Annotated in this window: 12 protein-coding genes; 4 read left to right on the forward strand and 8 right to left on the reverse strand. The window is 71.0% G+C overall.

Translation table 11 applies throughout. The features are described 5' to 3' along the window. Positions 1 to 4: 4 nt before the first annotated feature. The 8 genes from AC3B5L_RS10360 to AC3B5L_RS10395 form a co-directional block, all read right to left on the reverse strand. Positions 5 to 1618, reverse strand: a complete 1614-nt coding sequence (locus tag AC3B5L_RS10360; protein WP_259954580.1) for an ABC transporter substrate-binding protein — start codon at positions 1616 to 1618, stop codon at positions 5 to 7. Positions 1619 to 1702: 84 nt separating this feature from the next. After that, on the reverse strand, positions 1703 to 3229 hold the full coding sequence (locus AC3B5L_RS10365; RefSeq protein ID WP_490095731.1) for a serine hydrolase domain-containing protein: 1527 nt from the start codon (positions 3227 to 3229) through the stop codon (positions 1703 to 1705). Beyond that, positions 3226 to 3939, reverse strand: a complete 714-nt coding sequence (locus AC3B5L_RS10370; RefSeq protein WP_259954578.1) for a type 1 glutamine amidotransferase — start codon at positions 3937 to 3939, stop codon at positions 3226 to 3228. The genes AC3B5L_RS10365 and AC3B5L_RS10370 overlap by 4 nt, the downstream gene beginning before the upstream one ends. Beyond that, positions 3936 to 5066, reverse strand: coding sequence for a dipeptidase (locus tag AC3B5L_RS10375; RefSeq protein ID WP_259954576.1), 1131 nt, complete (start codon positions 5064 to 5066; stop codon positions 3936 to 3938). The genes AC3B5L_RS10370 and AC3B5L_RS10375 overlap by 4 nt, the downstream gene beginning before the upstream one ends. Then, a complete protein-coding gene (locus AC3B5L_RS10380) occupies positions 5050 to 5937 on the reverse strand; it encodes an aminotransferase class IV (RefSeq protein ID WP_259954573.1) in 888 nt (295 codons plus the stop codon). The genes AC3B5L_RS10375 and AC3B5L_RS10380 overlap by 17 nt, the downstream gene beginning before the upstream one ends. Before the next feature lie 31 nt (positions 5938 to 5968). After that, entirely contained in the window at positions 5969 to 7117 is a 1149-nt protein-coding gene (gene menC, locus AC3B5L_RS10385) for an o-succinylbenzoate synthase (RefSeq protein ID WP_259954572.1), read from the reverse strand. After that, entirely contained in the window at positions 7114 to 7803 is a 690-nt protein-coding gene (locus AC3B5L_RS10390; protein ID WP_259954571.1) for a MurR/RpiR family transcriptional regulator, read from the reverse strand. The genes menC and AC3B5L_RS10390 overlap by 4 nt, the downstream gene beginning before the upstream one ends. Then, positions 7800 to 8576 carry a hypothetical protein gene (locus AC3B5L_RS10395; RefSeq protein ID WP_259954569.1) on the reverse strand — a complete coding sequence of 259 codons (777 nt, stop codon included), beginning with the start codon at positions 8574 to 8576 and terminating at the stop codon, positions 7800 to 7802. The genes AC3B5L_RS10390 and AC3B5L_RS10395 overlap by 4 nt, the downstream gene beginning before the upstream one ends. A 93-nt stretch (positions 8577 to 8669) precedes the next feature. On the opposite strand from AC3B5L_RS10395, the gene AC3B5L_RS10400 reads away from it, so the two are divergent. The 4 genes from AC3B5L_RS10400 to AC3B5L_RS10415 all read left to right on the forward strand — a co-directional run bounded on the left by AC3B5L_RS10400 (position 8670) and on the right by AC3B5L_RS10415 (position 13965). Then, on the forward strand, positions 8670 to 9818 hold the full coding sequence (locus AC3B5L_RS10400) for a M20 family metallopeptidase (protein WP_259954568.1): 1149 nt from the start codon (positions 8670 to 8672) through the stop codon (positions 9816 to 9818). Positions 9819 to 10132: 314 nt separating this feature from the next. Beyond that, a complete protein-coding gene (locus AC3B5L_RS10405) occupies positions 10133 to 11938 on the forward strand; it encodes an ABC transporter substrate-binding protein (RefSeq protein WP_259954566.1) in 1806 nt (601 codons plus the stop codon). A gap of 72 nt (positions 11939 to 12010) precedes the next feature. Continuing rightward, on the forward strand, positions 12011 to 13054 hold the full coding sequence (locus AC3B5L_RS10410; protein WP_101845193.1) for an ABC transporter permease: 1044 nt from the start codon (positions 12011 to 12013) through the stop codon (positions 13052 to 13054). After that, positions 13051 to 13965 (forward strand): ABC transporter permease, encoded by a 915-nt coding sequence (locus tag AC3B5L_RS10415; protein ID WP_082758500.1) that lies wholly within the window; start codon positions 13051 to 13053, stop codon positions 13963 to 13965. The genes AC3B5L_RS10410 and AC3B5L_RS10415 overlap by 4 nt, the downstream gene beginning before the upstream one ends. Position 13966 lies beyond the last annotated feature (1 nt).

A 13966-nucleotide genomic window follows, 5' to 3' on the forward strand; every position in this document is an offset into this window, starting at 1 on the left:
GATGTCAGCCGAGGCTCACATCGTAGAAGAGCGGCCGCCCGTAGAGGTCGTAGTCCAGGCCCTGCACGCGCTCGCCGACCGCCGTGATCGCCGAGGGGCTGTAGAGCGGGACGATGGCCGTGTACTCCGCGTTCCACTGCTGCAGCTGCGTGTAGAGCTCGTTGCGGGCGTCCTGATCACTCGACGCGACGGCCTCTTCCAGGAGCGCGTCGATCTCCGGATCGCTCACCTGCGAGGCGTTCTGGAAGCCGTCGGTGTGCAGGTGCGCACGGAGGAAGTCGGCGTCCACGCCGGAGAAGCCCCAGTCGGTGAGGTCGAACGTCTTCGGCTCGTACTGGGCGTTGTAGGCGCCGGGCTCCAACTCCTCGCGCTCCACCTCGAAGCCGATGGCCTTGAGGTCCGACTGGATCGCATTGGCCAGCGCCGCGCGGTCATCCGGGACCGGGGTCCAGGCGATCCACCGCACGGACAGGCGCTCGCCGTCCTTCATGCGGATGCCGTCCGCGTCGCGCTCCGTCCAGCCGGCCTCGTCGAGCAGGGCGTTCGCGGCGTCCTGATCGAACGGCCAGGAGTCCTCCAGAGACGCGTCGTAGCCCGGGGTCGTGCTGCCGAGGACGCTCCACGCCCGCGGGAACTGCCCGAAGTAGATCTCCTCGACCGCCGCGTCGACGTCGATGCCGCGGGCGAACGCCTGCCGCACCTTCTCGTCGGCGAAGACGCCGTACTTCTCGTTCAGGTAGAGCGAGTAGGGCAGTCCCGGGTACTCCACCGAGTCGACCGTGACGCCGGCGTCGTCGAGACCGGCGACCTGGTTCGGCGGGATGTTGCTGGCGAGGTCGGCTTCGCCGCTCTCGATCACTCCGGTACGCACCGACGCCTCCGGCTGGATCTGCACGCGCAGCGTCTCGAACGCCGGCGCCTTCGCCTCGTGCGGGCCCCAGGCGTAGTCATCGTTGCGCGTGTAGACGATCTCCTGGTCGGCGGTGTACTCGGTGAGCACGAACGGCCCGGTGCCGACCGTGACGTCGGGGCCGCCCGCCTTGAGCTTATCGGCCGACTCGGCGAGCACGGCCGGCGAGTAGAAGCCGAGCTGCGGGGTGCTGGCCGCCTGGAGGAACGGCGCATACGGCTGCGTGAACGAGACCTTCACCGTGTGGTCGTCGACGACCTCGGTGCCGGCGTAGAAGTCTGCACCGAGCATGCTCGCCGCCTGCGCCGACGCCGTCTCCGGGTCGACGATCCGGTCGAAGTTCGCCTTGACGGCCTCCGCATCGAACGGCTCGCCGTCCGTGAAGGTCACGTCGTCGCGCAGCGTGAAGGTGTACTCCGTGCTGTCCGGCGAGACGTCCCAGCTCGTCGCGAGCCACGGGCTGAACGTGCCGTCGTCCTCCTGGAACACCAGGGAGTCGAGCACCGCGCGCTGCACCATGCCGGAGACGTCGAGCTGGCTCACCTGCGGGTCCATGTGCCCCGCGGACAGGTTCGCGCCCTCGATCGACCAGACGAGCTCACCGCCGTCGCTCTCCGTGGACGGGCCGGCGCACGCGGTCAGCACCAGGGCGGTGGCGGCGGCGAGCGCGGCGAGGGGAAGGAGGCGACGCACAGGGGTGGCGGGCATGAGGATTCCTCAGAACGGACGGGTCGGGATGCCTCCATCCTAGGGCGGTTTTTTGGACCCGGTCGATATGTGCAGGTAGCGCTATCAGAACGACGGCAGGACGACCAGGTGCCGCTCGGTCGCTCCGGCTCGCTCCCCCTCGACACGTGTCTCCCCTGGCGCGACGACCGCCGCGCTGAGCCCCTGCACGCGAGGCTCCGGCAGCCCGACCAGCCGCACGTCGACGAGGAGGTCGCCGCGGTTCCCCGCGATCCGCCAGCGCAGTTCGGCCTCCGTCGCCGCGGCCACCACGCGATCGGGGAACGGGTCCTGCTCCGCGCGGAATCCGCCGATCTCCTGAACCTGTGCCGCCAGCCGGGCATCGCGGACGTCGGCCGGGATGTCGTCGAGCACATGGTCGGCGAGGAACGGGTACGTGGCGGCGGGCCCTCCCGAGCGGATCGCGACGTCGAGAGCCTGCGCGGCGGCGACCGTCTCCGCCCACGGGTGCAGGACGGCGGAGGGGGCGTCCGTCCGTTCGAGCAGCTGCTGGAGCGCGGCGCCTGCGATCCGCCGGGCGCCGAACTCGTCGGAGTTCCCGAAGGCGACGACGCCGATGCCGCTGGCCGCGTGCCAGCGCATGTGCGCCGAGAATCCGGGAAGACCGCCGGAGTGCTGCACGATCCGCCCGAACCGCCGGTCGTCCTCGACGAAGAGGCCGTAGCCGTAGCCGGCCCCCGCAAGGTCGCGCCCGTCGAACATCGCCGACGGCACCGGGATCGGGGTGCGGGCCTGCTGCAGCTCCCGTCGCGACGCCGGAGCCAGCACGTCGGGCGCCAGCGGGTCGTCGGTGAAGGCCGAGCCGAGGAACCACATCCATCTCGCGATGTCGTCGACGGTGCTGAACATGCTGCCGATGCAGCCGAGCGCGCCCGACCCCACGAACGGCTCGGGGCGGAACGTGGTGCCGTCGTCGAACGTCCGGAACCCGCCCGCCAGCGTCTCCGGCGCGAAGCCGTCCGACACGTGTGCCGTCCGGCGCAGCCCGAGGGGCTCGAGCAGGGTCTCCCGGATCACGTCCTCCACCGTCCGCCCGGTCACCGCTTCCACGACGCGGCCGAGCAGCGACTGTCCGAGGTTGGAGTACTGGTAGACGGTTCCCGGCACGGCCGCGAGAGGCACCCCGCCCGCGAACAGGGCGGCGATCTCGGCCCGGGAGGCGCCGAGGTGCCGATCCACCCAGGCGTTGTCCTCCCCTAGACCCGAGCGGTTGGAGAGCAGCAGGTCGCCGGTGACCTCGACGTCGGCACCGCGGTGCCGCAGTCGGACATCGGGCAGGTAGGTGCGGATCGGCGCGTGGAGGTCGAGCAGACCGCGGTCGCGCAACGAGAGCACGGTGGCGGCGAGGAAGCTCTTGGACATCGACGCGATGCGGAAGACGGTGTCCCGCGTCGTCGGGGCCTCATCGGCGCGGGGATGGCCGTGGGTGAGCACTGCGCGGACGCGCCCCCGTTCGGCCACCGCGGCGATGGCGGCCGGGGCGGCACGACGTGCGCGCTCGTCCAGGCCGTGCTGGAGAGCTTCCGCGGCGGTATCCGTCGTGACGAGGAGACCCGCATCCGCAGGCGTCACGCCGGGACCTCGGCGCGCACCTCGTCGGCGAAGGCCTCGATGAGCGCGCGGCTGGCCGCGGTGTTGTGGTCGTGCACGCGCTCGGCGGCGGCGATGAGCGCGGGAAGCGAGCGTCCCTCTCCCCGCAGCGCCGCGTCGTCCCACCGCGCGAGGTCGGCGGCGGAGGCCTCGGGGTGGAACTGCACGCCGCGCACCCGCGCTCCTAGACGGAAGGCCTGGTTCTCGACGGCCGCGCTCGACGCCAGCAGCACCGCCGCGGGAGGGAGCCGCGTGATCATGTCCTGATGGTTCTCGATCATCGGAGCCTCGTCACCCAGCGCCGCGAACACGGCGTCCGTGCGTCCGGCCGCGGTCGGACGGATGGGGGTCGCGCCGCGCTCGATCGGTCCGGTCTTCTCGGCGACCTCGCCGCCGGCCACGTGGGCGAGCAGCTGACCTCCCAGACAGATGCCGAGCGTGGGGAGGTCGCGGGCGATGGCCTCCGCGGCGAGCGCCCGCTCTGCCGCGAGCCACGGCGCGCGGTCATCGTCGTCCGGCATGAGCCCGCCGCCCAGCATCACGAGTCCTGCGTAGCCGTCCAGGGAGGTGGGCAGCGGCTGCTCGGCTCCCACGATCTCGTCGACGTCGATCGCCTTCTCCCGCAGCCAGGTGCCGAGGCGACGCGGGCCGGAGCTCGCCGAGTTCACGATCACGAGGACGCGCGGGGTCACAGCGCCCCCTCCCGCATCGTCGTGTCGACCGCCGGCGCGAGTGCGGCCGCGGCGGGCTCTCCTGCGCGGCCGTCCAGGAAGGCCTCGTGGTCGGGGTCGGAGGCCTCCAGCACGCGGAGGACGTTCTCGTGGGCCGCCGCCCGGAGGTCGTCCTCCGACCAGCCGCGACGCCGCAGCTCGGCGAACAGGGCCGGATACCCCGAGACGTCGCCGAGACCGTCCGGCATCGCATCGGAGCCGTCGTAGTCGGCACCGATCCCGACCGCATGCGCGCCGGCCACGCGACGCACATGATCGAGGTGATCGGCGACGTCGGCGACACCGACGCGCGGGGCCTCTCCCTCTCCCCCGGCCTCCCACCAGTCGCGGCGGGCCTGCGAGACGAACGTGGGCACGAACGGCACCATCACGACGCCGCCCTGCCCGCCGATCGCGGCGAGCACGTCGTCCGGCACGTTGCGGGGGTGGTCGCACAGGGCGAAGGCGCCGGAGTGGCTGACCATCACCGGGCGCGTCGTGACCTCGAGCGCGTGCCGCATCGTCGTCGGAGCGACGTGCGAGAGGTCGACGAGCACACCGATGCGGTTCATCTCGCGCACCACCTCGCGTCCGAAGTCCGTCAGACCGCCGTGGCGCGCCTCGTCGGTCGCGGAGTCCGCCCAAGCGATCGTCCGCGACCAGGTGAGGGTGAGATACCGCGCGCCGAGACGCGCGAACTGCCGCAGCACGGCCAGCGATCCGCCGAGCTGGTCGCCGCCCTCGATGCCGATGAGCGAGGCGATCCGCCCCTCGGCCATCGCCGCACGCACGTCGGCCGCCGTCCGAGCGATCGCGAAGCGCTGCGGGTGGGCGTCGACGAGCCGGCGCACGAAGTCGATCTGCTCGAGCGTGGCCACGACCTGCTCCGCCCCCTCCAGCACGGGATCGACCCAGACCGACCAGAACTGGCCGGCGACCCCGCCGGCGACCAGTCGCGGCAGGTCGGTCTGCGTGGCCGCCACCGACCCGGCGAGCTCCGCGACCCGGTAGCCGAGCAGCGTCCTGCTCGCCCAGGCGAGATCGTTGTGGCCGTCGATCACCCGATCGATCGGCAGGTCCTCGTCGACCATCTCAGTCCTCTCGTCCATCCAGCACCGCGTTCATCCGCGCGGTGAGAGCGGGGTCCACGCGGCGCGCGACGCCGTCCAGCTCCCGCACGGGCACGGCGCCGCGCGTGCTGGAGCAGAGCCACAGCGTCTCCGCCCGCTCCAGATCGTCCCGCACCAGCGGACCGATGCGGGAGGGCATGTCGGCGAGTCCTGCGAAGACGTCGGCCTGGGTCGTCCCGGGGAGCACCCCGTGCTCGGGCGGTGGCGTGACCAGCGTCCCGTCGAGCAGCGCGATCAGCGTCGACCGCGGCCCTTCGAGCACGAAACCGTCGGCGCTGACGAAGATGACATCGTCCGCGCCCCGGCTCCGCGCCTCCCGCAGGGCCGCCTGGTTCACCGCGTACGCGAGGGATTTCGCCCCCTGCAGCAGCCAGGGCGCCGTCGCCATGACGTCGTGCCTATATCCGCGGTCGAGGACCACCGCGGAGACGCCCCGCGCGCGGACGGCCTCCGGGTCCTCGCCCGCGAAGCCCAGCACCCACCCCGTCGGCCCGGCCGGGTCGATCTCGTCCCCGCGGGTCATCGCGAACTTGATCGAGGCGATCTCCCCCTCGCGGAGCACTCCGGGACGGGACACCTCGACGGCTGCGTGGCGCACCGCCCGTGCCCACCGCTCGCGGCGTGGCACGGGCAGCCCCAGGAGCTGCGCCGAACGCTCCAGTCGTGCGAGGTGCGACTCCAGGGCCTGCGGCCTGGCCCGACGCACGACAGCGGTCTCGAACACGCCGTCGCCGCGGGTCACGCCGAGGTCGGTCGCCCGGATGATCGGCTCCCGCGGGTCGACCGGGTGGATCCCGTCCTCCGCGGCTTCGTCGGCGAGATCGAGCCGGTACAGCAGCAGTGCACGCATGGGATTCCGCTCTCGCAGGTTCGGGGGCCGGTCAGCCCGCGGTCAGGACGGCCTCGGGGGCCTCGGCCGCGGAGGAGTCGAAGACCCGGGACGCGTCACGGGCGATGCGCTCGGCGAGCACCTCGTGTCCGATCCCCGGTCCGGTGGGGACGGTGACCCGGCCCGCGACGGCCGTCACCGGAGGGGTGATGATGTCGGACTCGTAGTACTTGTCCGAACCCGACACGTCCGACGGGAGCAGGAAGCCCGGGAGCGAGGACAGCGCGACGTTCGCGGCCCGCCCGACGCCGAACTCGTGCATCCCCCCGCACCACACCGGGATGCCCGCATCGCGTGCCATGTCGTGCGCGGCGCGGGCGACGGTCAGCCCGCCCATCCGCGACACCTTGATGTTGAGGACCCGCCCTGCACCCAGCCGGATCATGGTCCGCAGGTCGCCGAGGTCGACGACCGACTCGTCCAGGCACACGTCCGTGTCGAGCCGCGCCTGCAGATCGGCGTGGGCCACGAGATCCCGCGGCGCGAAGGGCTGCTCGATCATGGTGAGCGCCTCACGGTCCAGGCGCCTGAACACCTCGGCCGCCCGGTCGTCATCCGCGTAGGCTCCGTTCGCATCCACGTGGAGGTCGAGGTCGGGGAAGGCACCGCGCACCGCGCGCACGGGCTCCACGTCCCACCCCGGAGCGATCTTGAGCTTGACGCGCGGGTAGCCGGCCGCGCGCTGCAGCTCGACCTGGGCGAGCAGCTCGTCGAGCGACGGCTCGATCCCCAGCGACACCCCGGCGACGACCTCGTCGCGCGTCCCGCCCAGGGCCGCGGCGAGCGCGATCCCGCGCATCCGGGAGGACAGGTCCCACACCGCTCCGGAGAACCCGGCCTTCGCGAACTCATGCCCGCGGACGCGTGCCCACGACGCCTCCAGAGCCGCCGGCTCGTCCCCGTCCGCACGGAGCAGCGCGGGCACGAGGTAGCGCGTGGCGATCTCCCACGCGGTGACCGTGGTCTCCGCGCCGTAGAACGGATCGCTCGGCGACGCGATCTCCCCCCAGCCGGTCTGCCCGTCGGCATCGGTGACCTCGACGAGCACGTGCTCGATGCCGGACTTGCGGTGCGAACTCGTCTCGAAGCTGTGACGCAGCGGCTGTCGAAGGGCGAACAGCCGGACGCGGACGACCCTCACGCGTCCTCCTCGGTGCGGGGGCGCGGCGTCTCGGGGCCGTAGAGACCCAGCCGTGCCACCAGCCGGTCCCGTTCGGCCAGCCGCCTCCGCGCGCCCTTCGCGCTCGCCGTGGTGAGCGCACTGAGCAGGTGGCACACCGCCGCGACCGGGGTCGGGGAGTCGGCATACGAGGCGGATCCGGTGCGCACCCGGATGAGCGAGGTCGCGATCGATGCGAGCGGGGCGTCCTCACTGTCCGTGATGACGACGAGCTGACCCCCGGCTTCATGGAAGAGCCGCCCGAGCCGCACGGTCTCCTCGCGGTAGCGCCGCAGGGAGAACGCGATGAGCACGTCGCTGGCCCGCACGTCCGTGAGCACGGTGAGCGGCTGCAGCGCGTGCCCGTCGACGAGGAACACGTTCGACAGCGTCGCCGAGAGATCCGCATTGAGCAGTTGCGCGTACGCCGCCGCCTTGCCCTCGCCTGCCACATACCGTCGTCGGGCACCGAGCAGCAGCGCGGCGGCCTGCGGGACCTGGGCCGATCGGCTGAGCTCCTCGAAGGTCTGGGCGAGCGTGCGCTGCTCGGTCTCGATGATCCGCGCCTGGATGCTCTCGGCGGAGAGGTTGGTACGGATGCGCTCGCCGTAGCGGTCCCGCGGAGAGACGAGGTCGCGATCCTCCTGGTCGTGGTCGTGGTCGTTCATGCCGTACCCTCCCCGGGTGTCGCGCGGTAGACCGCCGTGTCGTCGTCGAGGCGCACGGCCCCGACGAGGACGTCCCCGCGGCGGAACGCCGCAGTCATCGTCCGCTCCAGATCCCGCCGCAGCACCGCACGATCCTCGGCGTCGAGCTCGCCGGGGCGGGTCGGGATCGCGATCCAGGTGCCGCCGTCCGCCGCCACGGCCCGCCCCCAGTCGTCCGGCCCGAGTTCAGGCGGGACCGGGAGGGTGCGGCGGGTCGGGTGATCGGCGGCGTCCAGATCCCAGGAGACCACCAGGCGGTCGGTGTCGGGACGGGCGTAGTAGTCCCGTTCGTACGCGATGCCGACGGCGCCGAGCGAGCTCAGGTTGAAATGGGCGTTGCGCGAGAGCAGCGGATCGAACGTCCACCGCATCGTCCGCTGCCCCCAGCGCAGAGCCACCGCGCGCTGCGCGAACTTGAGTGCCTGGCCGACGCCCCGCCCCTGGTGCGCGGCGTCGACGGCCGCCGCCTGCGAATAGTGGAACGACGCACCGGCGGTGTCGCAGCCGGCGAAGCCGTAGGCGAATCCGATCAGCGTTCCGTCGTCGGCGAAGGCGCCGACCGCGGAACCACCGTTGCGGGCGAGGGCGGTGAGCAGGTTGGCGTTGAGCGCGTACTCGTTCTCCGTGTAGGCGAAGACGCGGGCGTACAGCGCGGCGGCCTCACGGAACTCGGCGTACTGGGTGAGTTCGCGGCAGCCGTGGGCGACACCGGCGGCCACCGAAGAAAGAGGCACGATACGTTTCCTAAGATCGAGAAGTCCTGCTGCTCTGAGCGATGCTATCGGCGGGTTGCGGGGTGATCAAGGGGCAAGATACGGTTCGTAACCGTGACGACTCCTTCGGCAGTGCGCGACGCGGACCATCCTTCCGACGACATCATCGCACTCGTGCGCGAACTCGTGCTGCTCGAGACGCCGAGCCGCGACGTCGAGGCGAGCGGCCGTATCGCCGACCTGCTGTCCGCGTGGTTCGCCGGCGTCGGCGGCACCGTCCAGCGGGTCCCGCACGAGCTCGGGACGGATCTCGTCATCGACGTCCTCGGCACCGGAGACCCGGTGCTCCTCATCGGCCACACCGACACCGTGTGGCCGGTCGGCACGCTGGCGCACGACCTGCCATGGAGCGAGGAGGGCGATGTCGTGCGCGGCCCCGGCTCCTACGACATGAAAGCCGGCATCGTCGTGATGCTGGAGACGCTGCGCCGCCTGCAGCCCCTGCCGCTCGCACAGCGGCGAGCCGTGCGGATCGTGCTGGTCGCGGACGAGGAGATCGGCTCGCCGGTCTCGGGCCCTCTGCTCGCGGAGCGGGCTCGAGGTGCGGCCTGCGCCATCGGGTTCGAGTCCCCGCATCCCGACGGCGCCCTCAAGGTCGGCCGCCGCGGCAGTGCCCGGGTGCGCATCGCCGTCACCGGACGTGCGGCCCACGCCGCGCTCGACCCGGAGCACGGCGTCTCGGCGATCGACGAACTCGTCGACCAGCTCCTGCGGGTCCGCGCGATCGTCGCCGACCCGGATCTGCCGAGCCCGGTGCTCTGCAACGTCGGGGTCATCGACGGCGGGGCGCGCACCAACGTGGTGCCGGCGCAGGCCGCGGCCGAGATAGGACTCCGCTTCCTCGACCCGGACTCCGAGGAGCGCGTCCTCGCCGCTCTCCGCGGTCTGACCCCCGTGCGCCCTGGCGCCCACGTCGAGGTCGCCGTGCTCAGCGCCCGACCCGCCTGGCGTGCCTCCGCGGCGGACGCCACCTTCCTCGCGCGGATCGCCGAGGAAGGGGCCGCGCTCGGCCAGCACGTCGACGGCCGCCCCGCGGCCGGCGCGGGCGACACCAACCTCCTCGGCGGGGGCGGGATCCCGACGGTCGACGGCCTCGGCCCGCGGGGTGGCGGCGCGCACGCGGTGGACGAGCACTTCCTGCGTTCCTCCCTGCACGAACGCATCGCCCTCCTGCGCGCCGTGCTCACCATCCCGACGGAGTGACGATACGATTCCGGTTCCCGTGCCCGAGCAGAACCGGCCCGGGATACGTTCCGGATGTCTGGGGCGAGTGACCACCGTCCGCCTCGTCGATCTCACCGGGCGCATCCTGGCATCCGCGTGTTTCCGCCGTGTTACACCCCCTCGACGGCCGGCGATCTTTCGGGATGGCGACACTTTTCTTCCGCGATACGCATCGAATGTCTTGACCGCGCGGCCGTCTTCCGCTTGCATGGTCAGCACCGACCCGGCTTCACTGTGGATCCGGGCGGCGCCCGAAGGGACCTTCCATGCGTCTTGCCCCCCGCTCCAGAACCGTGCGAAGTCTGACCGCCGCCGCGATCGCCTCCGCGCTCCTCATCGCCGCTCCGGCCGGCGCCGCCCAGGCGCAGTCCGTCAGCGCCGCCACCGAGTCCCCGGCGTCCGAGACGACGCTCCGGATCGCCACCTCCGGGTTCGTGGACACGTTCAACCCGTTCATCTCGATCTACCTGACGCCGACGAACATCATCCGGTACGTCTACGAGTCGCTCGTGCAGAACGACGCCGAGGACGGCTCCCCCACGAAGGGCCTCGCGGACTCCTGGGAGGCGACGGACGGCGGCCAGACCTGGACCTTCACCCTCCAGGACGACCTCGTCTGGTCGGACGGTGAGCCCATCACCTCCGCCGACGTGAAGTACACGTACGACCAGATGATGACGGTCCCCGCCCTCGGCACCGCCAACGGCAACCTCGTCTCGAACTTCGACACCGTCGAGACCCCCGACGACAAGACCGTCGTGATCACCCTGAAGACGCCGCAGGCCCCGAACCCCGGCTCGGAGATCCCGATCGTCCCGAAGCACATCTGGGAGGCGGTCGACGACCCCACCACCTTCACCAACGACGCCGACGTCGTCGGCTCCGGTCCGTTCGTCCTCGACAGCTACTCGGCCAACCAGTCCATCGTGCTGAAGGCGAATGAGAACTTCTGGCGCGGCGCCCCCAAGATCGACGCGATCCAGTACGTGTACTACACGAACTCCGACGCCCAGGTGCAGGCGCTCAAGGCGGGCGACGTCGACCTCGTCACCGGCCTCACCCCGACCCAGTTCTCGGCACTCGACGGCGTCGACGGCGTCACCACGCACTCCGGCGAGGGCCGCCGCTACCACTCGATCAGCATCAACGTCGGTCAGCAGACGCGCGACAACGTGCCCTACGGCACCGGCAACGCCGCGCTGAAGGAGCTCGAGGTCCGCCAGGCCATCCGCCTCGGCACCGACACGGCCACCCTGCTCGACAAGGTGCTGGACGGCGAGGGCACGCTCGCGACGAGCTTCATCCCGGCGTCCTTCCCGAAGTGGCACCTCTCCGACGACGACGACGTGATCGTCGGCTTCGACCCCGAGGCCGCACAGGCGAAGCTCGACGAGGCCGGCTGGGTTCCCGGCGCGGACGGCATCCGCGAGAAGGACGGTCAGCGCCTGAGCCTGCGCCTGCTGACGGATGCGGACGATGCCAACGAGCAGTCCATCTCCGACTTCTTCGTCCCGTGGATGAAGGACATCGGGATCGAGATCACGGTCGAGTCCACCGACTCCGACACGATCAGCGCGAAGGCCACGTCCGGCGACTACGACCTGTACTTCAGCGGCTGGTCGGTCAATCCCGACCCCGACTACCAGCTGGGCATCAACACCTGCATGAATCTGCCGACCGCGACCGACGGCACCGGCGGCACCACGCAGGACGGGTACTGCAACCCGGAGTTCGACGAGATGTACGCCGCGCAGCGCTCCGAGATCGACCCGGAGAAGCGCCAGGAGATCGTGCACGACATGCTCGCGCTGAACTACACCGACACCGCGCAGGTCGCGACCTGGTACGCCAACTCGCTGGAGGCCTACCGCTCCGACCGCTTCACAGGCTTCACCCTGCAGCCGAAGGACGGCGGCATCATCGCCAACCAGGCCGGCTACTGGGGCTACCTGACCGTCGAGCCCGTCGAGGGGGCGACCGCCGGCGGCACCGGCACGAACACCGGACTCATCATCGGAGGCGTCGTGGTGGGGGTGGTCCTGATCGGAGGACTCATCTTCTTCCTGATCCGTCGCCGCAACATCGCCGACGTCGAATGAGTCCGGCGAGACGCCGCGGGTGGCGGGCTTCCGCCCCCGCGGCGTCTCCCGGTCCGCTGTAAGGAGACCCCCATGTCCAACGCGGTTCCCCCGTCCACCTCCGCCATCGCGACGAGCGCCGCGGCCGAGGAGCAGCCGAAGGGCGTCGGCGCCCTCCGCTACTTCCTGGTCAAGCTCGGCGGCGCGGCCATCAGCCTGGCGATGGTGATCCTCCTCGGATTCTTCGCCTTCAAGATCCTGCCGGGCGATCCGGTCGCCTCGATCGCCCGTGAGCGCGGCATGAGCGCCGAGCAGGCCGACCAGCTACGCGAGCAGCTCGGCCTGAACAAGCCCCTGTGGCAGCAGTTCGTCGACTACCTCGGCAACGTGTTCACCCTGAACTTCGGCACGAGCTACGTCTACCGCACCTCCGTGTCCGAGCTCATCGGCCAGTACTTCTGGAACACGATCCTCCTCACCGGCACGGCGGCGATCATCGCGATCGCGCTCGGTCTCTGGCTCGGTCAGAAGGCGGCCTGGAAGCACGGCTCCACCTTCGACCGCATCGTCTCCGGCACCTCGCTCGTGTTCTGGTCGGTACCGACCTTCTGGCTGGCGCTGCTGCTCCTGATGATCTTCGGCGGCACGCTGCACTGGTTCCCGACCGGAGGCATGGTCTCCCCCAACCCGCCCACCGATCCGGTCGGCGCGGTCCTGGACGTGATCTCGCACATGGTGCTCCCGGTCATCACGATGGTCGCGGTCGTCTACGCGCAGTACCTGATGGTGATGCGCAGCTCGCTCCTCGAGGAGATGGGCGCCGACTACCTCACGACCGCGCGGGCCAAGGGCCTCAGGGAAGACCTCGTCCGCCGTCGGCACGCCGTCCCCAACGCCCTGTTGCCGACCGTGACGCTCGTCTTCATGCACATCGGCGGCCTCATCGCCGGGGCGGTCACGGTGGAGACGGTGTTCTCCTGGCCCGGGCTCGGGAAGCTGACCTTCGAGGCCATCTCCGGACCCGACCTCCCGCTCCTGCAGGGTACCTTCGTGGTGTTCTCCACGATCATCATCGCGATGAACCTCATCGCGGACCTCATCTACCGTCAGCTCGACCCGAGGGTGAGGCGCGCATGACCACGGCATCCCCGACCATCCGTTCCCCCCGTGCTCTGGCGTGGCACCGCCGCGGCACCGCGTTCGTCGACTTCTGCCGGCAGTTCGCCCAGCACCGGGCGGGCATGGTGGGCCTCGTCTTCCTCGTGATCGTCGCGCTCATCGCGATCTTCGCCCCCGTGATCGCCCCCGCCAGCATGCTCGACGTCACGAAGCTCGTCGACGTGCAGCGCTTCGCCCCGCCGTCCTGGGAGCATCCCCTCGGCACTGACCATCAGGGTCGCGAGATCTGGGTCCGCATGGTGTGGGGCGCCAGGGTGTCCCTGCTCGTCGGCCTCGCCGCCACGGCGATGTCGATGATCATCGGCACTCTCGTCGGCCTCTCGGCGGGCCACTTCACCGGCTTCTTCGGCGGGCTGATGATGCGCATCATCGACTTCTTCCTCGTGCTGCCGTCGCTGATCCTCGCGATCGTGCTGTCGTCGGTGCTGAGCCGCGGCGTCTGGACCATCATCATCGCGATCGGCCTGACCTCGTGGGCCGGTACCGCCCGCGTCGTCCGCGCGCAGACCCTCTCCGTGGAGTCGCGCGACTACATCGAACGCTCGCGGGCCCTCGGCGCCGGGCACTGGCACATCATCATGAAGCACCTCCTCCCCGGGGTGCTGCCGCTCGTGCTCGCCAACACGACGCTCACGGTCGGCTCGGCGATCATCTCCGAATCCACCCTGGCGTTCCTCGGCCTCGGCGACACCACGCTGCAGTCCTGGGGCTCGATCCTGAAGAACGCGATGGACGTCTCCGCGGCGACCAGCGGCTACTGGTGGTACGTGCTCGTGCCCGGCATCGCCATCGTCCTCGTCGTGCTGTCGTTCACCCTGATGGGCCGTGCCGTCGAGAACATCACCAACCCGACGCTGAGGAGCCGCTGAG

This window comes from Microbacterium sp. C-MGS6, assembly GCF_058140415.1.